This is a genomic window from Streptomyces sp. NPDC041122 (assembly GCF_055592445.1).
Genome location: NZ_JBVIYQ010000005.1, coordinates 234,438 through 254,442, shown reverse-complemented (window position 1 = coordinate 254,442; position 20,005 = coordinate 234,438). Strand labels below are relative to the sequence as shown.

The window sequence follows — 20,005 nt, the reverse complement described above, 5'->3', positions numbered from 1 at the left end:
CGGCTGCCCTACAACACCACCCAGCGTAGACACCATGACGGGATCGGGCCTCGGTGCTTCGCCGACCGGTGGCCTGCGGCAGGATGGATGCCACCTGGTACGTACGCGTCATTCGGGTACGTACTGAAGACAACCGCTGGAGACGCCCGGTGAGTTCCCCAGATCCTCAGGTTCGCGCAGCGCGAAACCCGTCAACCCCTGCGCCCGTCCGAGGGCCCGTCGTCGCCGTGACCGGCGCGGCCTCCGGGGTGGGCGCGCTGCTGACCGAGCGCCTCGCGGCCTCGGAGGAGATCAAGCAGGTCATCGCCATCGACGAGCGCCGCGGCGACTGCACACAGGCGCAGTGGCACATCCTGGACGTCCGGGACCCGGCCATCGCCGAGAAGCTGCGCGGCGCGGACGTCGTGGTGCACCTGGCGCTCGACCTCGACCTGGAGACCGACGGCGCCGCCCGCACCGCGTACAACGTGCGCGGCACCCAGACCGTCCTGACCGCAGCCGCCGCCGCGGGCGTGCACCGCGTCGTGCTGTGCACCTCCGCCATGGTCTACGGGGCGCTCTCCGACAACGAACTGCCCCTCTCCGAGGACGCGGAACTGCGCGCCACCGCCGAGGCCACCGGCGTCGGCGACCTCCTGGAGGTCGAGCGGCTGGCCCGGCGGGCGCCCCGCGCGCACCCCGGCCTCAACGTCACCGTCGTCCGCCCCGCGACCCTGGTCGGCGGCACGGACACGGCCCTGACCCGCTACTTCGAGTCGCCCCGGCTCCTCGTGGTGGCGGGCTCCCGGCCCGCGTGGCAGTTCTGCCACGTCGAGGACCTGTGCAGCGCGCTGGAGTACGCCGTCCTGGAGAAGGTCGACGGCGAGCTGGCCGTCGGCTGCGACGGCTGGCTGGAGCAGGAGGAGGTCGAGGAGCTCAGCGGGATCCGGCGCATGGAGCTGCCCTCGACGGTCGCCCTGGGCGCCGCCGCGCGGCTGCACCGCATCGGCCTCACCCCGTCCCCGGCCGGCGACCTCGCGTACACGATGTACCCCTGGGTGGTCAGCGTCAGCCGACTGCACGACGCCGGGTGGCGCCCGCAGTGGACCAACGAGGAGGTCCTCTCCGAGCTGCTCGACGAGGTCTCCGGGCGGCGCACCGTGGCCGGCCGGCGCCTGGGCCGCAAGGACGCCACGGCCGCGGGTGCCGCGGGCGCGACGGTGGCGCTGCTGGGCGCGGCGGCCGTCGTCCGCAGGGCGCGCAAGGCCCGCCGCAGGATCTGACCGGCGGCCACGCCCGCGTGGCCGGTCCGGTCCGGCCACGTGATCCGGCCCCTGGTCCGCCCCTGTAGGGAGCTCCAACGCGGCACGCGCGCGTGCCGGGCGAAAGGTCTATTCCGTGATGACGGTCCCGTGCGGCACCATGGCCGCATGGCACGCACCACGATGGACCACCCCGGCGAGCAGGCCGCGCAGGACCCGATCCGGCTGCTCGCGATCCGCGACACCCCGCTCTCGCTGGACGAGGTCTTCCGGGCCGTCGGCGACGACGCGGCGGGCGGCACCGCGCTCTTCGTGGGAACCGTGCGCAACCACGACGGCGGCGCCGACGTCGACGAGCTGGGGTACTCGACCCACCCCAGCGCCGAGGCCGAGATGCGCCGGGTGGCCGAGAAGGTCGTCGCCGAGTACCCGGTGCGCGCCCTGGCCGCCGTCCACCGGATCGGTGACCTCGCCGTCGGTGACCTCGCGGTGGTCGTGGCCGTCTCCTGCCCGCACCGCGCGGAGGCCTTCGACGCCTGCCGCCGGCTGATCGACGACCTGAAGCACGAGGTGCCGATCTGGAAGCACCAGCGCTTCTCCGACGGCAAGGAAGAATGGGTCGGCGCCTGCTGAGGGACGCGGGGGAGCGACGGCCGGGACGGCTGTCCTCTCCGGGGGCCGGGATGACCCGGTTGGTCCGAGTGGCTCCGGTTGCGTAACTCGACCCCTGCCGTAAGCGTTGACCATGCGGATGGTTAATCTGCTGATCAGTCAGTTGCGGTGGATCATGGGGTCGGGAGGTCGACATGGCATCACTTGCCTGGTTGCTGATTCCGCTCCTGGCAGCCGTCGGGGCGGGTCTGTGGGGCAGCTGGGCCGCCCGCAACCGGAGGTCCGGACGTACGGGCGACACGTCCGAGCTCAACGGCTACGCCGCGTTCCGCGAGGCGATGGAGAAGACCCGCGGGGTGCCCGAGCGACCCCAGGAGGCCGCGGCGCACCACGAGGCGGCGGCGCCCCAGGACGTCGTCGACGTCCCGCGCGCGGACGACGGCGATCCGCAGCTCCCGACGGACACCGACGCGGCGGCCGTGGTGGCCGAGGAGGCCCACGGCCTCCGGGAGAAGTCGCACACCGGTACGTAGCAGGGCTTCGGCGGCTCCTCGGTGCCGCCGCCGAGCCCCCGTACGGACCGGCCCCGGGGGTGCTCCCACAGGCAGGTCCCGTACTGTCGTTCCATGCCACGCCGCACCGCGACGATGCTCGCCTCCACCCTGATGCTGATCGCGCTGCTCTGCGCCGGAGTGCTCATCAAAGTGCCGTACTCCGAGATGTCGCCCGGCCCCACGGTGAACACCCTCGGCGATCATGACGGCGAACCGGTTCTGCAGATCTCCGGGCACAAGACGTACCCCACGACCGGCAACCTCAACATGACGACGGTCAGGGTCACCAGCGCCGACTACAACATGAACCTCGCGGAGGCCGTGTACGGCTGGCTGGCGCACGACAGCATCGTGGTGCCGCACGACACGCTCTACCCGGACGGCAAGACCGAGCAGCAGTCCTCCCAGGAGAACGCCGAGGAGTTCAGCCAGTCCCAGGAGAGCGCCAAGGTCGCGGCCCTCAGGGAGCTCCACCTGCCGGTGAAGTCCCAGGTCATCGTCTCCACCGTCTTCAAGGGCGACCCGGCCGAGGGCAAGCTGCACGCGGGCGACGTCATCAGGGAGGTCGACGGCAAGCCCGTCAAGGCCATGGAGGACGTCGCCAAGCTCGTCACCCGGCACGAGCCCGGCGAGCCCGTCACCTTCAGCGTCGTCCCGGTCAAGGAGGCGGCCGCGGCCGAGAAGGCCGGCAAGGAAGCGACGAGGACCCAGGACGTCAGGATCACGACGAAGGCGGCGGAGCGCGGCTCCGATCGCGCGGTCGTCGGCATCAAGGCCGGCACCGACCACACCTTCCCGTTCACCATCGACATCAAGCTGGCCGACGTGGGCGGTCCCAGTGCCGGACTGATGTTCGCCCTCGGCATCGTCGACAAGCTGACCCCGGACGACCTCACCGGCGGCCACTTCGTGGCCGGCACCGGCACCATCGAGGACGACGGCAAGGTCGGCCCGATCGGCGGCATCGAGATGAAGACCGTCGGCGCGCGCAACAAGGGCGCCGAGTACTTCCTCACCCCGAAGGCCAACTGCGCTGCCGCTGCGAGCGACGTCCCCGACGGGCTCGAGCTCGTCAAGGTGAACACCATCGCCGACGCGGTGAAGTCCCTGAAGAAGATCCGCGAGGGCGACACCGCCGACCTGCCGAAGTGCACCGCCTCCTAGGACGCGCGCGGAGATCCGCACGGAGGACCCGCGCGGACAGCTGTGCGCGGGTGGGACGCCCCACCCGCGCACAGAACGAAGAACGCACGGAACGAAGAAGACCTGCCGCGGCGTACCGCTAGGCGAACGTCGCCGCCAGCGCCTCGGCGAGACCCGGCACCAGCGCCGAACCCGTGAGGACCTCGGTCGGCGAGTCCTTCTCGCGCAGCCGCAGCGCGGACTCGCGCGCGCCGTCGCGGAGCACCGCGACGGTCATCCGGACCTCCTGGCGGTCCGGGTGCTCGGCCACCCACTTCGCGAGCTGCGCCTCGCTGAGGCCGTCCGGGACGGACGTCTCGGCGGACGGCGGCAGCATCAGGCGCTCCACCGTGAGCGCGCAGCCGGCCACCGCGTCCGGCCAGGCGATGGTGCCGAGGAACTCGTCCAGCGGCTTGTCGGCGGGGATCTCCTCCTGCTCGATGGGGGTGAGACCGGCGTGCTCCACGCCGTCGTCGAGGCCGAGCTGGGAGGCGAGGCCGGGTTCCTGGGTACGCAGTCGCGCCGTGTCGACCAGCGCGAAGAGGCGGGCGGGCCGGTCCCAGCCGAGGCCGGATACGTACTCGTCGATCTCGAGGACCGCCCGAGTGAGGGGGCTCGCTGCCATGGGAGTGTTGGACATGGTCACAATCCTGCCTCGTTAGTCCCGAGAAACGGGAACCGAGTAAAGCGTAGGTAAGTTGCATAGGTGTGGGTCCGCGATCTCGGGGGCCTGACGGACCAACAGCGAATCAACAGCGAACTTCGAGGTGCGCACCTTGGCTTTCCAGATGCCGGACCGCGGCGGAGGCCCGACGGGGCCACGGATCAGAGTGGGCCGACCCTCCCGGCGCGTCCGGACCCTGCTCATGACACTGGGGGTCCTGGCCGTCCTGGCCATGGCCTTCGTCATGTTCTCGGGCTTCTGGACGGACTGGCTCTGGTACCGATCGGTCAACTACTCATCGGTCTTCACGACGACCCTGTGGACCAAGATCGGCCTGTTCTTCGTCTTCGGCCTCCTCATGGCGGCCGCGGTCGGCGTGAACATCTGGCTGGCGCACCGGCTGCGCCCGCCGCTGAGCGCCATGTCGATGGAGCAGCAGAGCCTCGACCGGTACCGCATGGGCATCGCCCCGTACAAGAAGTGGCTCCTCATCGGGATCACCGCTCTGGTGGGGCTGATCGCGGGCGCCTCCGCGGCGGGACAGTGGCGTACCTGGCTCCTGTGGGTCAACGGCGTGTCCTTCGGCCAGAAGGACCCCCAGTTCCACATGGACGTGTCGTTCTTCGCGTTCGACCTTCCCTGGTACCGCTTCCTGCTCGGCTTCGGCTTCGCGGCCACGGTGCTCTCCCTGGTCGCCGCCGCCCTGACGCACTACCTGTACGGCGGGCTGCGCATCACCAGCCCCGGCGCGCGCGCGACCGCCGCGGCCACCGGCCACCTCTCGGTGCTGCTCGGTGTCTTCGTGTCGCTGAAGGCCGTCGCGTACTGGCTCGACCGGTACGGCCTCGCGGTGAAGTCCAGTGACTTCAAGGCGACGGGCAACTGGACCGGCCTTCGCTACGTGGACGCCAACGCGTACCTGCCGGCGAAGACGATCCTGTTCTGCATCGCCGTCATCTGCGCCATCCTCTTCTTCGCGACGCTCTGGCGGCGCACCTGGCAGCTGCCCGTCATCGGCTTCGGCCTGATGGTGCTCTCGGCGATCCTCATCGGCGGGCTCTACCCCGCGATCGTCCAGAAGTTCCAGGTCCAGCCGAACGAGCAGGCCAAGGAAGCGCCGTACATCGAGAAGAACATCGAGGCCACCCGGAACGCCTACGGCATCAACGGCGTGAAGCCGCAGGAGTACAAGGGCGCGGGCAAGGTCGACGAGGACCCGAAGAAGAAGCGCGACAACGCGGACACGGCGGCCAACTACCGCCTGAACGACCCGAACATCGTCTCGCCCACCTTCCAGCAGCTGGAGCAGGAGCGCAGCTACTACCAGTTCCCGCGGACGCTGGACGTGGACCGCTACAACGGCCAGGACACCATCGTCGGCCTGCGCGAGATCGACGTGAACAAGCTCGACAAGCGCAACTGGATCAACGACCACTTCGCCTACACCCACGGCTACGGCATGGTCGCCGCCAAGGGCACGGAGACGAAGCCCGGCTCCAAGGGCGCCCCGGCGTTCACCGAGTCCGGCCTGCCCACCACCGGAAACCTCGGTGAGTACGAGCAGCGGATCTACTACGGCGAGAAGACCAGCCAGTACTCGATCGTCGGCGGGCCCCAGAAGGAGCTCGACTACGAGGAGAACGGCGGCGGTCAGAAGACCTACAGCTACAAGGGCGACAGCGGCGTCAACCTCTCCAACCCGATCAACCGCGCGGCGTACGCGGTCTCCTTCGGAGAGCCGCAGATCCTCTACTCGGGCGCCATCGGCGACGGTTCGCGGATCCTGTACAACCGCACCCCCAAGGAGCGCGTCGAGGCGGTGGCGCCCTGGCTGACCATCGACGGCGACGTCTACCCGACGGTGGTGGACGGCCGCATCCAGTGGGTGGTCGACGCCTACACCACCAGCAACGGCTATCCGTACGCCTCGCGGACGACGCTCGGCGACACCACGGCCGACTCCCTGTCGCAGGCGGACAGCCAGCGCACGGTGATCGCCCAGCAGAACCAGGTCAACTACATCCGGAACTCGGTGAAGGCCACCGTCGACGCGTACACCGGTGACGTCAAGCTCTACACCTGGGACGACAAGGACCCGGTCCTGAAGACCTGGAAGAAGGCGTTCCCGGGCACCGTCAAGGACAAGAGCGAGATCCCGCCGAAGCTGATGGACCACCTGCGCTACCCGCAGGACATGTTCAAGGTCCAGCGCGAGCTCCTGACGAAGTACCACGTCACGGACCCGGGCCAGTTCTACAACGCGAGTGACGCCTGGCAGGTGCCGAACGACCCGACGAAGAAGGACGACAGCGCGGTCCCGCCGTACTACCTGTCCCTGAAGTCGCCGGGCCAGACGCAGCAGCAGTTCTCCCTGACGACGACGTTCACGCCCAGCGAGCGGCCCAACCTACGGGCGTTCATGACGGTCGACGCCGACGCCAGAAGCAAGAACTACGGCAAGATGCAGCTGCTCAGAGTCCAGGGCGACGTCGACGGACCCGAGCAGGTCCAGAACAAGCTGAACTCCATGACGGAGGTCGGCAACTTCGTCCGCGACATGAAGGGCGCCGACTCCGACGTCCTCTACGGCAATCTGCTGACCGTGCCCCTGGACGACGGCTTCCTGTACGTCGAGCCCGTCTACGTACAGGGACGCAAGTCGGCGTATCCGCTCCTGAAGAAGGTGGCCGTGTCGTACGGCACGGAGACGGCGTTCTCGGACACCCTCGGCGAGGGCCTCAACACGGTCTTCAACGCCGACGGGTCCACCAAGCCACCGGGCGAGGACGAGGACGAGCCGACCAAGCCGCCGAAGACCAGCGACCCGACGGTCCAGGCCGCGCTCGACGACGCCCAGGAGGCGTTCGAGGACGGCGAGACGGCCATGAAGAAGGGCGACTGGAAGGCGTACGGCGAGGCGCAGGAGCGGCTCCAGGAAGCGCTGGAGCGGGCTGAGAAGGCCTCCGCCAAGGCCGGCGACAAGAAGGGCGAGAACGCCGGTCAGGGCGCCGACAAGGGCGGCGACAAGAAGGCCGACGGAGACAAGGCGGCGGACGGCACCGGCTAGCGCCCGGTCGGGCGGCCCCCTCGCGCCGTGGTACGGTTTGGACACAACGGCGCGGGGTGGAGCAGCTCGGTAGCTCGCTGGGCTCATAACCCAGAGGTCGCAGGTTCAAATCCTGTCCCCGCTACTGCAAGGTGAAGGCCCGGATCCTTACGGATCCGGGCCTTCGTCGTGTGTGGGGGACCCGTGCGGAGGCCGGTGCCGGTCGTGTGCGGGTGTCCTATGCCATGTCGTGCGAACGGCGCGTGGTCGGGGGAGAGTTGGGGGATCTGTGTTTGACTTATCTCTCTGTGGGCATGTCGACAAAACGCTGAAGTGACCTCACTGGCTGCGGTATACCAGGTGTACCCAGGTTGCAGGTGGTGCGACGATGGACGTTATGGGGGACAAGGCAACTCTGTTGGAGAGAGGGCGGTTTGTGCAGTCGGCCGACCGGGAGGATCCCGGGGCGGCCGCCGAGGAGATGCGCCATCGGCTGGCCGCCGAGGCCGGCGACGTGGACGCGATGAGCGTCCTCGGAAGCCTTCTGCTGCGCCGCGGTGATCTCGACGGGGCCGAGTCCCTGCTGCGCGCCGCGACCGCCGGGGGCGACCGCGCCGCGGCCAACAACCTCGGCGTCCTGCTCCACCAGCGCGGCTACGCCGACGAGGCGGCCGGCTGGTGGCGGGTCGCCGCCGTCGCCGGCTCCGCCGCGGCCGCGCACGCGCTCGGCCGCCACCACCGCGAGCGCGGCGACGAGCCCGCCGCCGAGTACTGGCTGCGGCAGTCCGCCGAGGACGGCCACACCCTCGGGGCGTACGCGCTCGCCGACCTCCTGGAGCACCGTGGGGACGTCGGCGCCGAGCGCTGGATGCGCGTCGCCGCCGAGCGCGGCCACCGCGAGGCCGCCTACCGCCTGGCCCGCGCGCTCGACCGGCGCGCCACCGCGGAGCGTGGCGAGCGCCCCCCGCGCGCGGACCACGCCGACGACATCGCGCGCACGCCCGCCGACGAGGCCGAACAGTGGTACCGCCAGGCCGCCGCCCGCGGCCACCGCAGGGCCGCGCTGCACCTCGGCGCGATCCTGGAGCGGCGCGGAGAGCTCAAGGAAGCCGGACGCTGGTACCTCAACTCCGCCAAGGACGGGGAGTCCCGCGCGGCCTGCGCGCTCGGCTTCCTGCTGCGGGACGCGGGCGACGAGGAGAGCGCCGCCGTGTGGTGGCTCAAGGCGGCCCAGGACGGCGACGGGAACGCCGCGAACGCCCTCGGCGCGCTGCACGCGGAGCGGGGCGAGACCCAGACCGCCGAGCGCTGGTACCGCGCCGCCATGGACGCGGGCGACGTGAACGGCGCGTACAACCTCGGCCTGCTCTGCGCCGAGCAGGACCGCACCGCACAGGCCGACCAGTGGTACCGCCGCGCCGCCTACGCGGGCCACCGCGAGGCCGCCAACGCGCTCGCCGTGCTGCTGCTCCAGGGCGGCGACGCCGCCGGGGCCGAGCCGTGGTTCTCCAAGGCCGCGGAGGCCGGCAGCGTCGACGCCGCGTTCAACCTCGGGATCCTCTACGCGAGCCGGGGCGACGAGGCCGGCGCCCTGCGGTGGTACGAGCGCGCGGCCGCGGCCGGGCACACCGACGCCGCGCTCCAGGTCGGCACCGCGCGGCTGCGCGCCGGCGACGACCAGGAGGCCGAGCGGTATCTGCGCTGCGCGGCGGGCGGCGGCAGCGCCGAGGCGGCCTACCGGCTCGGCACCGTGCTCGACGCGCGGCGCCCGGCGGAGGCCCCGCCCGCGCTGGGCGAGCCCGCGGCGGAGAAGTCCGAGTGCGAGGAGTGGTACGAGCGGGCCGCCGAGCTCGGGCACCGCAGGGCCCAGGTCCGGGTCGGCATGCTCGCGGCGGGCCGGGGCGACGTCGTCGAGGCCGCGCGCTGGTACCGCAAGGCCGCGGAGGCCGGCAGCCGCAACGGCGCGTTCAACCTCGGCCTGCTCCTCGCCCGTGAGGGCAGTGAGCCGGAGGCGGCGCTGTGGTGGACCAGGGCCGCCGACGCGGGCCACGGACGGGCCGCGCTCCGGCTCGCCCTGCTCTACGCGCGCCGCGGGCAGCTGGCGCAGGGGCAGCGGTGGGCCTCGCGGGCGGTCGATCTCGGGCCCGCGGAGGTCGCCGAGCGGGCCGGGCGGCTGCGGGAGGCGCTGCGCCAGGAGCTCTCCGCGTAGGGCGCCGGGGCCCGCCGCCGGCCGCCGTACGGGGGCCGGGCGGGGCCGGGCCCGGCCCGGATGGGAACGGATTTGCGCTGGTCGTAGCCCTGACGTACTGTTGTGTTCACCGACGCGGGGTGGAGCAGCTCGGTAGCTCGCTGGGCTCATAACCCAGAGGTCGCAGGTTCAAATCCTGTCCCCGCTACTGATGGTCGAGGGCCGGAAGCCGATGTGCTTCCGGCCCTCGACGCATGTGTGGCGCCTTACGCGGGGCCCGCCCCTCACTTGTGGCCCACGGCCTCCTCGTACAGCTCGCGGTCCACCGCCTTCTCCTCCGGGACCCTGGCTCCGTCGAAGACGCCCGCCGCGCGGTAGGCGTCCTGGAGCCGGTCCGTCGTACCCGCGCGTATCTCCCAGTCCATGCGCAGCGACGGCGTGGAGAGCAGCGCGTCCTGGTCCGTGTCGAGCAGCTCGGCGAGCTCCCGCGCGAAGGCCTTGTCGGCCTTGTAGTCGCCGGCGAAGTAGGTGTTCACGGTCCGGATGTACGCGCGCAGCAGGGCGACGCCGGCATCCGGGTCCTTCTTCAGCAGATTCGGGCCGAAGAGCAGGCCGCCGAGCGGCTCCCCGCGGGGCTGGCCGCCCAGGAACGCGTACTTCTTGTCGCCGTCGACCTTGCGCCAGACCGGGTCGAGCAGCCACGCCGCGTCGGTGCCGCCGTTGCGCAGCGCGGTGAGCACGTCCGCCGAGCCCAGCTGCTGGAACTGGATCTCGTCGAGGCCGCCGCCGTGTTTCTTCAGCGCCCGGTTCATGGGGTACGCGATGACGGATCCCTTGCCGATCATCGTGCCGAGCGTGCGGCCCGCCATCGGGACGTGGGCGGCGGTCTCGTCCTTCTTCAGGCGTACCCAGAGGCCGCTCTTGGAGTGGGGGCCGGGGGAGAAGTTGCCGGCCGTCCACTTGATGTCGAACCCGCTGGTGATGCCGTTCATGACGGCGGCCTCGGGGGCCGCCCACTGGGCGTCGATGTCGCCCTTGGCGAGGAGCGGGAGTGCGTCGGGGGTGGGCAGCACCTTCAGGTCGACGTTCAGGCCCTCCTTCTTGAACTCCCCTTCCTCCAGCGCCATCTGGAGCGGTGCGACGTACTCGGCGCTCAGGGTGCCGGTGGCGATGGTCAGGCTGCGCTCCTTGGGGAGGGGCTCGGAGGCGGGGGTGCGCGGGGCGCAGCGGGCCGGGGCGCGGTCGGGAGCCAGGTCGGCGGGGTCGGTCCAACTGCCCTTTCCGCAGCCGGAGACGGCGGTGACGGTGCGGGGTTTCGCGGGGGCGGGCGGCGCCTGGTCGTCCTTCTTGGCGCAGCCCGCGGCGAGCAGGGCGCCCGCCATGAGCAGGGGGAGTGCGGTGGTGCGGATGCGCATGGTGCCTCCGATTGCTCGGCTCCGTACATCGGTTCGGGTCATGACTGGCCGCGGCCGCGGTCGCGCGGGGCCCACGGGGTGAGCAACCGGCCCGCGATCCGCACCAGTTCGGAGAAGACGACGCCGAGCACGGCGACACAGACGATGCCGACGAACATCACGTCGTTCTGGAAGAGCGCGCGCGAGTCGAAGATGAGGTGGCCGAGGCCGTCCGCCGCCGCGATCTGCTCCGAGGCGACGATGACCAGGACCGCGACGCCCGCCGCGATCCGCGCGCCGACCAGGACGGCGGGCAGCGAGGCGGGCAGCAGGACGTGGCGGAACATCTGCCAGGGCGAGGCGCCGAAGACCTGGCCCGCGTCGCGATGGCCGGAGGGTACGGCGAGGACCGCCGCCATCGTCGATATCCAGACGAAGAAGAAGACCGTGGCGGCGACGAGCGCGATCTGCGGGCCCTCGCCGAGGCCGAACATGTTCAGGAAGACGGGCAGCAGCGCCAGTTTGGGGATGACGTACAGGGCGTCGAGGGTGGGTTCCAGGGCGGCGCGCACGACGGAGAGCGAGCCCATCAGGAGGCCGAGCGCATATCCGGCGACCGTGCCGATCGCGTACCCCGCGAGCACCCGTTTCAGGGTGGCCCACACGTCCGGCCACAGGTCGCCGTCGGCGGCGCGGTGCCAGCCGTCCTCCAGGATCGTCTGCGGTGCCGGATAGACGCGGTCGTCGATCCAGCCGCTCACGGCGGCGAGCTGCCACAGCAGGATGAGGGCGGCGGGCACGCCGACGGCGAGCGACAGTTCGAGGGCGCGGCGCCGGCGATGGGTGCGCACCGGGTGCAACTCCTGCGGTCCCGGCCTCCTGACCAGCACCTCTTCCTGCGGGGGCGGATGCTTGCCGGGGCGCGGGGCCGGGCTCTTGCCGGTGGCGGTGGTCATGCCGCGGCCTCCGTGCCGACCTCGTCCCGCAGCAGGTCCCACAGCTCGCTCTTCAGCGCGGTGAACTCGGGGGCCGCGCGGACGTCGCCGCTGCGGGGGCGCGGGAAGGGCGGGCGGCGCTCGGCGATGACGCGGCCGGGCCTGGCCGACATCACCAGGACCCGGTCGCCGAGCACGATCGCCTCCTCGAGGCTGTGCGTGATGAACAGGGTCGTGGTGCGGGTGGTCTGGGTGAGGGCGAGGAGCTCGTCCTGGAGGATGGTGCGGAGTTGGGCGTCGAGGGCCGCGAACGGCTCGTCCATCAGCAGGATCTCGGGCTCCACGGCCAGCGCGCGGGCGATCGCCACGCGCTGCCGCATGCCGCCGGAGAGGGTGGCGGGGTAGGCGCCGGCGAACTCCGCGAGGCCCATGCGGGTCAGCCACTCGGTGGCCCGCGCGTCGGCCTCGCGGCGCGGGACACGCTGGATGTCCAGGCCGAACCGGACGTTGGCCTGGACACTCTTCCAGTCGTAGATGCCGTAGTCCTGGAAGATCATCGCGACCGGCCGGCGTGCGGCGGTACGGATGGTCAGCTCGCCGGCGCTGGGGCGCAGCAGTCCGGCGGCGATCCGCAGCAGGGTCGACTTGCCGCAGCCCGAGGGGCCGACGATGCAGGTGAACTCGCCGTCGGCGACGGTCAGATCGACCGGTCCGAGGGCGTGCACCGCCTTGGCGGCGCGGCCGAAGGTCCTGGTCACCGCGCGGGCGTGGAGTTTGGGCGGGGCGTGGAACTTGGGGTGCGGGTCTCCCACGGGGTCTCCTCGCGGAGGGGTGGATGGCGGGCGCCGCAGAGAATATGACGGGGCGTCAGATCTTGGAAGGGGTGCGCCGTGGCCGGAATGCGGCGCCGCCCGCGCGCCGCGCGCTGTCGAGGCCCGGTCGCCGCACAGCCCTGAGGCCCCCGGCACCTTGCGGTGCCGGGGGCCTCAGTGACGTACGAAAAGGGTCCGCGTGGGAGGCGGCTGCCCGGGAAGGTCCGTGCGGAGGTGGAGGGCTACGCCGACGCGCAGTTCGGGCACACGCCGCGGTACGTGACCTCCACGTCCTCGACCGTGAAGCCGAAGCGCTCGGAGTCGGGGAGGGTCGCGAGCGGGTTGCCCGTGGGGTGCACGTCACGGATGGCGCCGCAGCGGGCGCAGACCAGGTGCTGGTGGGGGCGGTGGGCGTTCGGGTCGTACCGCTTGGCGCGGCGGTCGGTCGAGACCTCGAGGATCTCGCCGAGGCTCACCAGCTCGCCCAGGGTGTTGTAGACGGTGGCCCGGGAGATCTCGGGCAGCTTGTCCGCGGCGCGGGCGTGCACTTCGTCCGCGGTGAGGTGGACGTGGTCCCCGTCGAGGACCTCGGCCACGACGCGCCGCTGTGCGGTCATGCGCCAGCCACGTCCGCGCAGTCGTTCCAACAGGTCACTCATGAGGGCCAGCCTAACAGGCGAGGGGGTCAGTTCCGAACAGGTGTGACTTTGGATCGTCGCTTGACTTAGACAAAGTCTATCGTAGGATCGAGTACGAACAACGTCCAAGGACAGGACTTGCAGGAATGACGCAGGAGGCGCACGTGACGCAGGGACCGCTCACCACGGAGGCCGGGGCTCCGGTCGCCGACAACCAGAACAGCGAGACCGCGGGCGTCGACGGTCCGGTGCTGGTCCAGGACCAGTTGCTGCTCGAGAAGCTCGCCCACTTCAACCGCGAGCGGATCCCGGAGCGGATCGTGCACGCCCGGGGCGCCGGCGCGTACGGCACCTTCACGCTGACCCGGGACGTCTCGCAGTGGACGCGCGCCAAGTTCCTCTCCGAGGTCGGCAAGCAGACCGAGACGTTCCTGCGCTTCTCCACCGTGGCCGGCAACCTCGGCGCGGCCGACGCCGTGCGCGACCCGCGCGGCTGGGCGCTGAAGTTCTACACCGAAGAGGGCAACTACGACCTCGTCGGCAACAACACCCCGGTGTTCTTCATCAAGGACGCCATCAAGTTCCCCGACTTCATCCACACCCAGAAGCGCGACCCCTACACGGGCTCGACCGAGGCGGACAACGTCTGGGACTTCTGGGGCCTCAGCCCGGAGAGCACCCACCAGGTGACCTGGCTCTTCGGCGACCGCGGCATCCCCGCCTCGTACCGCCACATGGACGGCTTCGGCTCGCACACCTTCCAGTGGAACAACGAGGCCGGCGAGGTCTTCTGGGTCAAGTACCACTTCAAGACCGACCAGGGCATCAAGAACCTCACCCAGGCCGCGGCCGACAAGCTCGCCGGTGAGGACCCCGACTCCCACCAGCGCGACCTGCGCGAGGCCATCGAGCGCGGCGAGTACCCGTCCTGGACCGTGCAGGTGCAGATCATGCCGGCGGCCGAGGCGGCGGAGTACCGCTTCAACCCGTTCGACCTCACCAAGGTGTGGCCGCACGCGGACTACCCGCCGATCGAGATCGGCAAGCTGGAGCTCAACCGCAACCCGGAGAACATCTTCGCCGAGGTCGAGCAGGCCATCTTCAGCCCCGCGCACTTCGTGCCGGGCATCGGCCCGTCCCCGGACAAGATGCTCCAGGGCCGCCTCTTCGCGTACGGCGACGCCCACCGCTATCGCGTCGGCATCAACGCCGACCACCTGCCGGTGAACCGCCCGCACGCCACCGAGGCGCGCACCAACTCGCGGGACGGCTTGCTGTACGACGGCCGCCACAAGGGCGCGAAGAACTACGAGCCGAACAGCTTCGGCGGCCCGCACCAGACGGACCGGCCGCTGTGGCAGCCCGTCCCGGTCGCCGGCGGCACCGGCAACCACCCGGCCGCCCGGCACGCCGAGGACAACGACTTCGTGCAGGCGGGCAACCTCTACCGCCTGATGTCCGAGGACGAGAAGGACCGCCTGATCGGCAACCTGGCGGGCTTCATCTCCAAGGTCTCGCGCGACGAGATCGCCGAGCGCGCGATCGACAACTTCCGTCAGGCCGACGGTGACTTCGGCAAGCGGCTGGAGGCCGCGGTCCAGGCCCTGCGCGGCTGACCCGCCACTTGTCGTGGAAGAGCGACGGGCCGGATCCCTTCGGGGGGCCGGCCCGTCGCCGTGTTCAGCCCGGCATGCCCGCGGCCGCGGCGCGTCGCACCGGGGCCCAGCAGCGGATGATGTCGCGGACCGAGACGATCCCGGTCGGTTCGTTGCCGTCCATGACGATCAGGTGCCGGAAGCCGCCGTGGGACATGGCGTCCGCGGCGTCCTCCAGGGTCCACGAGGGGCAGGCGAAGACGACGTCCGTCGTGGTGTGGGTGCCGGCGGTCTCCTTGTCCGGGTCCTGGTCGAGGCCCAGCGAGACGAGAATGTCGCGTTCGGTCAGGATGCCGACTCCGCAGGTGTCGGGGTCCAGGACGACTGCGGCGCCGACGCGGCGCGCCGACATCAGCCGGGCCGCCTGGCGGAGTGTGTGGGCGGGGCCGATGGTGAGGACCATCGAGCTCATGGCGTCGCGGACGAGCATGGGCGTGAGCCACCTCCTTGGTGAAACCGCGGTCTCCCGGAGGGCGAAGGATTGCCTCCGCTACCGGCTCGTGAGAACGGATTCACAAGTTCACAAGTGGGGGGACTCATAGAGTCGCAGCCCGGCCCGGGGCCAGCAAGGGGGCGCGTGCGGTCAGTTCGGGGCGCGTGGAGACGAAGTCGCGCCCCGCGAAGGGGTCCGGACGACCTGTCAGGAGCGCTGGTTGACGTCCCCGAGCCTCAGTAGCGCTGGTTGACGTCCCCGAGCCTCAGTAGCGCTGGTTGACGTACCCGAGCAGCTCGTCGTGGAGCAGGCCGTTCGACGCCGCGGCGTTGCCGCTGTGCGGGCCGGGCCTGCCGTCCAGGCCGGTGAAGCGGCCGCCCGCCTCCGTCACCACGATCGCGGTCGCCGCCATGTCCCAGAGCGAGAGCTCCGGCTCCGCGCACATGTCGACCGAGCCCTCGGCGACCATCATGTACGGCCAGAAGTCGCCGTACGCGCGCGTGCGCCACACCGCGCGGCTCAGGTCCAGGAACCCGTCCAGCGCGCCCTTCTCCTCCCAGCCGGTGAGCGAGGAGTACGCGAAGGAGGCGTCCTGGATGCGGTTGACCTTGGAGACCTGCAGCCGGGTCGCCGAGGTCAGACTGCGCCCCGTGTAGGCGCCGCCGCCCTTCGCCGCCCACCAGCGACGGCCCAGCGCGGGCGCCGAGACGACACCGACCACCGGCTGGTAGCCGCCTTCGCCCGCCTCCATGAGGGAGATCAGGGTGGCCCAGACGGGGACGCCGCGCACGTAGTTCTTGGTGCCGTCGATCGGGTCGATCACCCAGCGGCGCGGCCCGGTGCCCTCGACGCCGTACTCCTCGCCGAGGATCGCGTCGCGCGGCCTGGCCCGCTGGAGGTTGCCACGGATCAGCTCCTCGGCGGCCTTGTCGGCCTCGCTCACCGGCGTCATGTCCGGCTTGGTCTCGACCTTCAGGTCGAGGGCCTTGAACCGGTCCATGGTGGCGGCGTCGGCGGCGTCCGCGAGGACATGGGCGAGACGCAGATCATCGTGGTAGTCGGGCATGGGTGAACAGTATCGATCCCGTTCGGCGCGATCCACAGCGCCGGGTGGCGGGAGCCCGCCCCTGCGCGCGCCGGAGCTATTGACAGTGCTGCCGAGCCCGTCAACTCTGGCACGGGAGCCCTCTGGGCCCGGGGAGGCGACGATGCCTGCAGCACGGGAATCCTTACTGGACGCGGCGTACACGGCGCTCGCGCGGCGACCGTGGCCCGGCGTGCGCATGGTCGACGTCGCGGCCACCGCCGGGGTCTCCCGGCAGACCCTCTACAACGAGTTCGGCAGCAAGGACGGCCTGGCCCGCGCGCTGCTGCGGCGCGAGACGGACGGCTATCTGCACGGCGTGGAGCGGGCGCTCGCCGAGGAGCGCGACCCCGCCGACCGGCTCGCCGCCGCGGCCGCCTGGACCGTGCGCGCCGCCCGCGCCAACCCGCTGGTGCGGGCCGCGCTCACCGACTGCTGGAGCGAGCGGCTGCCCGCGCCGAGCCGGGTCGCGGGCTCCATCTCACCGGTGCCGGCGCAGCGCCGCGCGGACGCCGGGGTGCCCTCCGCCGCGGAGCTGCTCGCGCTGGTCCGGGACCGCGCGGTGCTCGCGCTCGGCGGCCGCGGCCGGGCCAGGGACCCCGAGCTCGCCCTCGCCTGCGAGAGCGCCGTCCGCCTCGCCCTGTCGTACGTCGTCGCGCCCGCCGGGAACGACGACGACCCCGCGGAACTGGTCCGCGGGGCCATCGGGCGCTGGGTGGGTGTGCGTTAGTGCCTGGTCAGTGCGCCGAGCCCGACAGCTGCAGCCCGATCACGCCGATGATGACGAACGAGATCGAGACGATCTTGAGCGTGGAGACCAGGTCGCCGAGGAAGATCATGCCGTAGATCGCCGTGCCGGCCGCCCCGATGCCCGTCCACACCGCGTACGCGGGCCCCACGTCCAGCTTCCGCAGCGCCAGGGTCAGCAGACCGAAGCTGCCGAGCGCGAAGGAGGCGAACGCGATGGTCGGCCAGAGCCGGGTGAACCCGTGGGACAGCTTCAGACAGACCGCGAAGCCGGTCTCCAGAACCCCGGCCACGATGACCAGCAGCCACGCCATGTCCCTGCCTCCCGTACCCGTCCACGATCCGCGGCGGATTCGTCTGGCTTGAATCCGGCTTGGTGCGATTATGCATTTACCTTTGCCGTCGCGGCGCAAACAACGGGGAGGTCAGTCGCCGTCGTGCCGCTCCCGGACCTCGAGCAGCCTGCGCAGCGAGTACAGCCGCGCCGGGTCCGCGTGACCGTCGGCCACCCAGGCGTCGAGGGCGCAGTCCTTCTCGTCGTGGCTGCAGCCGCGCGGGCACTGTGCCGTCCCCGGCTCCAGGTCGGGGAAGGCGAGGATGACGCGGGACGGGTCGACGTGGTTGAGCCCGAACGACCGCACGCCCGGCGTGTCGATCACCCAGCCGTCCGAGCCCTCCAGCGGCAGCGCGAGCGCGGAGGTGGTGGTGTGCCTGCCGCGCCCCGTGACCGCGTTGACGTGTCCGGTGGTGCGCCGCCGCTCCTCGGGGACGAGCGCGTTGACGAGCGTCGTCTTGCCGACCCCCGAGTGCCCGACGAAGGCCGTGACCTTGCCGTCGAGCAGCTCGTGCACCCGCGCGAGCTCCGCGCCGTCGGTGAACTCCTCGCGGCTGGTGACCACATACGGGATGTCGAGGGTGGAGTACGTCTCCAGGATCTTGTCAGCCGGCGCCAGGTCCGACTTGGTCAGCACCAGCACCGGCTCCAGACCGCCGTCGTACGCCGCCACCACACAGCGGTCGATCAGCCGCGGCCGCGGTTCGGGGTCGGCGAGAGCCGTGACGATGGCGAGCTGGTCGGCGTTGGCGACGACCACCCGCTCGTACGGGTCGTCGTCGTCGGCGGTGCGCCGCAGCACCGACGTGCGCTCCGCGATCCGCACGATCCGGGCGAGCGTGTCCTTCTTCCCGGACAGATCCCCGACGACCGCGACCCGGTCACCCACCACGGCGGCCTTGCGGCCGAGCTCACGGGCCTTCATGGCCAGCACGATCCGGTCGTCGACCAGCACGGTCAGCCGGCCCCGGTCGACGGTGAGGACCATGCCCTCGGCCGCGTCCTCGTGCTTGGGCCGGATGTGGGTACGGGGGCGGTTGCCCTTGCGGTTGGGGCGGACGCGGATGTCGTCCTCGTCGGGGTTCTTGCCGTAGCGGCGCATGGTTCTCGATCCGCCCGTCAGTTCCCGAGCATCCCGGTCCAGAGGTCGGGGAAGTCCGGGAGGGTCTTCGCCGTCGTCGCGACGTTCTCGATCCGCACGCCCTCCACCGCGAGGCCGATGATCGCGCCCGCGGTCGCCATGCGGTGGTCGTCGTAGGTGTGGAAGACGCCGCCGTGCAGCGTGCGCGGCCGGATGTGCAGGCCGTCGGCGGTCTCGGTGACGTCGCCGCCCAGTTCGTTGATCTCCTTGGTGAGCGCGGCAAGGCGGTCCGTCTCGTGCAGCCGCAGGTGCGCGACGCCGCGCAGCGTCGAGGGGGAGTCCGCGAGGGCCGCGACCGCCGCGATGCCGGGGGTGAGCTCGCCGACCTCGCTCAGGTCCACGTCGATGCCGTGCACCGAGCCGGAGCCGGTGAACGTGAGGCCCCGCTCGGTCAGTTCGCAGGAACCGCCCATCTCGGTGAAGATCTCGCGCAGCGCGTCACCCGGCTGCGTGGTGCGGGCCGGCCAGTCCGGGATCGTCACGGTGCCGCCGGTGACCAGGGCCGCGGCGAGGAACGGCTGGGCGTTCGACAGGTCGGGCTCGATGGTCAGGTCGCGGCCGAGCAGCGCGCCGGGGGTCACCCGCCACACGTTCGGCTCGCCGCCCGCCTCCGGGGTGTCCACCTGGGCGCCGACGGAGCGCAGCATGTCGACCGTCATCCGGATGTGCGGCATGGACGGCAGGGCGCCGCCCACGTGCCGTACCTCCACGCCCTGGTTGAAGCGCGGGCCGCTCAGCAGCAGGGCGCTCACGAACTGGGAGGAGGACGACGCGTCGATCTCGACCCGGCCGCCCTCCAGGGCGCCGCCGCCGTGCACGATCAGGGGGAGCGCGCCGCGGCTGCCCTCCGTGTCGTCGATCCGGGCGCCGAGCACGCGCAGCGCGTCGATCACGCCGTGCAGGGGGCGCTCGTACGAACGGGGATCGCCGTCGAAGCGGATCGGACCGTCGGCGAGGGCGGCCACCGGGGGCAGGAAGCGCATGACCGTGCCGGCGTTGCCGACGTCGACCGTGGCCGGGCCGTGCAGCCCGGAGGGGATCACCCGCCAGGCCTCACCGGTGGTGCCGGCGCCGCCGGCGACGGGGGAGCTGGAGGAGACCGTCTCCTCGATGCCGACGCCCATCGCGCGCAGCGCGCCGGCCATCAGCAGGGTGTCGCGGGAGCGCAGCGGCCGGCGCAGCCAGCCGGGCTCGGCGGCCAGCGCGGCCAGGACCAACGCCCGGTTGGTGACCGATTTCGAACCGGGGACGTGGACCGTCGCGGTGACGGCTCCGCTTGCGTGCGGGGCGGGCCAGAGGGCGGTGTGCGCCGGGGTTTCGGTCATGCCCTCACTTTAGTGGCTGG

Annotated in this window: 18 protein-coding genes and 2 tRNA genes; 10 read left to right on the top strand and 10 right to left on the bottom strand. The window is 71.5% G+C overall.

What is annotated here, in order from left to right; all coding sequences use genetic code 11:
- Window positions 1-149 precede the first annotated feature (149 nt).
- The 4 genes from ACZ6B8_RS20025 (at window position 150) to ACZ6B8_RS20010 (ending at window position 3,571) form a co-directional block, all read left to right on the top strand.
- The gene (locus ACZ6B8_RS20025; RefSeq protein WP_355803030.1) at window positions 150-1,262 is read left to right on the top strand and encodes an SDR family oxidoreductase; all 1,113 of its coding nucleotides are present in this window, start codon (window positions 150-152) and stop codon (window positions 1,260-1,262) included.
- Between the two features lie 147 nt (window positions 1,263-1,409).
- Window positions 1,410-1,874 carry a molybdenum cofactor biosynthesis protein MoaE gene (locus ACZ6B8_RS20020; protein ID WP_471608044.1) on the top strand — a complete coding sequence of 155 codons (465 nt, stop codon included), beginning with the start codon at window positions 1,410-1,412 and terminating at the stop codon, window positions 1,872-1,874.
- Between the two features lie 173 nt (window positions 1,875-2,047).
- A complete protein-coding gene (locus ACZ6B8_RS20015; protein WP_471608043.1) occupies window positions 2,048-2,386 on the top strand; it encodes a hypothetical protein in 339 nt (112 codons plus the stop codon).
- 93 nt (window positions 2,387-2,479) lie between these two features.
- Window positions 2,480-3,571, top strand: coding sequence for a YlbL family protein (locus ACZ6B8_RS20010; protein ID WP_471608042.1), 1,092 nt, complete (start codon window positions 2,480-2,482; stop codon window positions 3,569-3,571).
- A 118-nt stretch (window positions 3,572-3,689) separates the two neighbouring features.
- On the opposite strand, the gene ACZ6B8_RS20005 is transcribed toward ACZ6B8_RS20010, so the two are convergent.
- A complete protein-coding gene (locus ACZ6B8_RS20005; RefSeq protein ID WP_358711577.1) occupies window positions 3,690-4,229 on the bottom strand; it encodes a PPA1309 family protein in 540 nt (179 codons plus the stop codon).
- 148 nt (window positions 4,230-4,377) lie between these two features.
- Here ACZ6B8_RS20005 and ACZ6B8_RS20000 point away from each other — a divergent pair, with 148 nt between their 5' ends.
- From ACZ6B8_RS20000 to ACZ6B8_RS19985, 4 genes are all read left to right on the top strand, one after another.
- The gene (locus tag ACZ6B8_RS20000) at window positions 4,378-7,320 is read left to right on the top strand and encodes a UPF0182 family membrane protein (protein ID WP_471608181.1); all 2,943 of its coding nucleotides are present in this window, start codon (window positions 4,378-4,380) and stop codon (window positions 7,318-7,320) included.
- A gap of 50 nt (window positions 7,321-7,370) precedes the next feature.
- A tRNA-Met gene (locus tag ACZ6B8_RS19995) sits at window positions 7,371-7,444 on the top strand.
- A 243-nt stretch (window positions 7,445-7,687) separates the two neighbouring features.
- Window positions 7,688-9,508: a tetratricopeptide repeat protein gene (locus tag ACZ6B8_RS19990; protein WP_471608041.1), complete on the top strand. Its 1,821-nt coding sequence runs from the start codon at window positions 7,688-7,690 to the stop codon at window positions 9,506-9,508.
- A 113-nt stretch (window positions 9,509-9,621) separates the two neighbouring features.
- Window positions 9,622-9,695: transfer RNA gene (locus ACZ6B8_RS19985), tRNA-Met, on the top strand.
- Window positions 9,696-9,771: 76 nt separating this feature from the next.
- Here the strand turns inward: ACZ6B8_RS19985 and ACZ6B8_RS19980 are convergent.
- The 4 genes from ACZ6B8_RS19980 to ACZ6B8_RS19965 form a co-directional block, all read right to left on the bottom strand.
- Complete coding sequence (locus ACZ6B8_RS19980; RefSeq protein ID WP_471608040.1) at window positions 9,772-10,902, bottom strand: ABC transporter substrate-binding protein; 1,131 nt, start codon at window positions 10,900-10,902, stop codon at window positions 9,772-9,774.
- A 38-nt stretch (window positions 10,903-10,940) separates the two neighbouring features.
- Window positions 10,941-11,837 carry an ABC transporter permease gene (locus ACZ6B8_RS19975; protein ID WP_471608039.1) on the bottom strand — a complete coding sequence of 299 codons (897 nt, stop codon included), beginning with the start codon at window positions 11,835-11,837 and terminating at the stop codon, window positions 10,941-10,943.
- Window positions 11,834-12,628, bottom strand: a complete 795-nt coding sequence (locus ACZ6B8_RS19970) for an ABC transporter ATP-binding protein (protein WP_471608038.1) — start codon at window positions 12,626-12,628, stop codon at window positions 11,834-11,836. The genes ACZ6B8_RS19975 and ACZ6B8_RS19970 overlap by 4 nt, the downstream gene beginning before the upstream one ends.
- Before the next feature lie 242 nt (window positions 12,629-12,870).
- Complete coding sequence (locus ACZ6B8_RS19965) at window positions 12,871-13,287, bottom strand: Fur family transcriptional regulator (protein WP_471079252.1); 417 nt, start codon at window positions 13,285-13,287, stop codon at window positions 12,871-12,873.
- 143 nt (window positions 13,288-13,430) lie between these two features.
- Here ACZ6B8_RS19965 and ACZ6B8_RS19960 point away from each other — a divergent pair, with 143 nt between their 5' ends.
- Window positions 13,431-14,882 carry a catalase gene (locus ACZ6B8_RS19960; protein ID WP_471608037.1) on the top strand — a complete coding sequence of 484 codons (1,452 nt, stop codon included), beginning with the start codon at window positions 13,431-13,433 and terminating at the stop codon, window positions 14,880-14,882.
- A 64-nt stretch (window positions 14,883-14,946) separates the two neighbouring features.
- On the opposite strand, the gene ACZ6B8_RS19955 is transcribed toward ACZ6B8_RS19960, so the two are convergent.
- Together ACZ6B8_RS19955 and hisN are read right to left on the bottom strand one after the other, a co-directional pair.
- Window positions 14,947-15,351 (bottom strand): CBS domain-containing protein, encoded by a 405-nt coding sequence (locus ACZ6B8_RS19955; RefSeq protein WP_471079258.1) that lies wholly within the window; start codon window positions 15,349-15,351, stop codon window positions 14,947-14,949.
- A 268-nt stretch (window positions 15,352-15,619) separates the two neighbouring features.
- Window positions 15,620-16,420, bottom strand: coding sequence for a histidinol-phosphatase (hisN, locus tag ACZ6B8_RS19950; protein WP_471608036.1), 801 nt, complete (start codon window positions 16,418-16,420; stop codon window positions 15,620-15,622).
- A 142-nt stretch (window positions 16,421-16,562) separates the two neighbouring features.
- On the opposite strand from hisN, the gene ACZ6B8_RS19945 reads away from it, so the two are divergent.
- Window positions 16,563-17,168, top strand: coding sequence for a TetR/AcrR family transcriptional regulator (locus ACZ6B8_RS19945; RefSeq protein ID WP_471608035.1), 606 nt, complete (start codon window positions 16,563-16,565; stop codon window positions 17,166-17,168).
- Window positions 17,169-17,175: 7 nt separating this feature from the next.
- On the opposite strand, the gene ACZ6B8_RS19940 is transcribed toward ACZ6B8_RS19945, so the two are convergent.
- The 3 genes from ACZ6B8_RS19940 to aroA form a co-directional block, all read right to left on the bottom strand.
- Window positions 17,176-17,499, bottom strand: coding sequence for a DMT family transporter (locus ACZ6B8_RS19940; protein ID WP_355803005.1), 324 nt, complete (start codon window positions 17,497-17,499; stop codon window positions 17,176-17,178).
- 111 nt (window positions 17,500-17,610) lie between these two features.
- Window positions 17,611-18,621, bottom strand: coding sequence for a ribosome small subunit-dependent GTPase A (gene rsgA, locus ACZ6B8_RS19935; protein ID WP_471608034.1), 1,011 nt, complete (start codon window positions 18,619-18,621; stop codon window positions 17,611-17,613).
- A 17-nt stretch (window positions 18,622-18,638) separates the two neighbouring features.
- Window positions 18,639-19,985: a 3-phosphoshikimate 1-carboxyvinyltransferase gene (gene aroA / locus ACZ6B8_RS19930; protein WP_471608033.1), complete on the bottom strand. Its 1,347-nt coding sequence runs from the start codon at window positions 19,983-19,985 to the stop codon at window positions 18,639-18,641.
- Window positions 19,986-20,005 lie beyond the last annotated feature (20 nt).

Excerpts from the sequence above, each read along its gene's own strand:
- ACZ6B8_RS20020 (WP_471608044.1), top strand. The coding sequence starts at position 1,410 with ATGGCACGCACCACGATGGACCACCCCGGCGAGCAGGCCGCGCAGGAC.
- ACZ6B8_RS20015 (WP_471608043.1), top strand. The coding sequence starts at position 2,048 with ATGGCATCACTTGCCTGGTTGCTGATTCCGCTCCTGGCAGCCGTCGGG.
- ACZ6B8_RS20010 (WP_471608042.1), top strand. The coding sequence starts at position 2,480 with ATGCCACGCCGCACCGCGACGATGCTCGCCTCCACCCTGATGCTGATC.
- ACZ6B8_RS20005 (WP_358711577.1), bottom strand. The coding sequence starts at position 4,229 with ATGTCCAACACTCCCATGGCAGCGAGCCCCCTCACTCGGGCGGTCCTC.
- ACZ6B8_RS20000 (WP_471608181.1), top strand. The coding sequence starts at position 4,378 with ATGCCGGACCGCGGCGGAGGCCCGACGGGGCCACGGATCAGAGTGGGC.
- ACZ6B8_RS19990 (WP_471608041.1), top strand. The coding sequence starts at position 7,688 with ATGGACGTTATGGGGGACAAGGCAACTCTGTTGGAGAGAGGGCGGTTT.
- ACZ6B8_RS19980 (WP_471608040.1), bottom strand. The coding sequence starts at position 10,902 with ATGCGCATCCGCACCACCGCACTCCCCCTGCTCATGGCGGGCGCCCTG.
- ACZ6B8_RS19975 (WP_471608039.1), bottom strand. The coding sequence starts at position 11,837 with ATGACCACCGCCACCGGCAAGAGCCCGGCCCCGCGCCCCGGCAAGCAT.
- ACZ6B8_RS19965 (WP_471079252.1), bottom strand. The coding sequence starts at position 13,287 with ATGAGTGACCTGTTGGAACGACTGCGCGGACGTGGCTGGCGCATGACC.
- ACZ6B8_RS19955 (WP_471079258.1), bottom strand. The coding sequence starts at position 15,351 with ATGCTCGTCCGCGACGCCATGAGCTCGATGGTCCTCACCATCGGCCCC.
- hisN (WP_471608036.1), bottom strand. The coding sequence starts at position 16,420 with ATGCCCGACTACCACGATGATCTGCGTCTCGCCCATGTCCTCGCGGAC.
- ACZ6B8_RS19945 (WP_471608035.1), top strand. The coding sequence starts at position 16,563 with ATGCCTGCAGCACGGGAATCCTTACTGGACGCGGCGTACACGGCGCTC.
- ACZ6B8_RS19940 (WP_355803005.1), bottom strand. The coding sequence starts at position 17,499 with ATGGCGTGGCTGCTGGTCATCGTGGCCGGGGTTCTGGAGACCGGCTTC.
- rsgA (WP_471608034.1), bottom strand. The coding sequence starts at position 18,621 with ATGCGCCGCTACGGCAAGAACCCCGACGAGGACGACATCCGCGTCCGC.
- aroA (WP_471608033.1), bottom strand. The coding sequence starts at position 19,985 with ATGACCGAAACCCCGGCGCACACCGCCCTCTGGCCCGCCCCGCACGCA.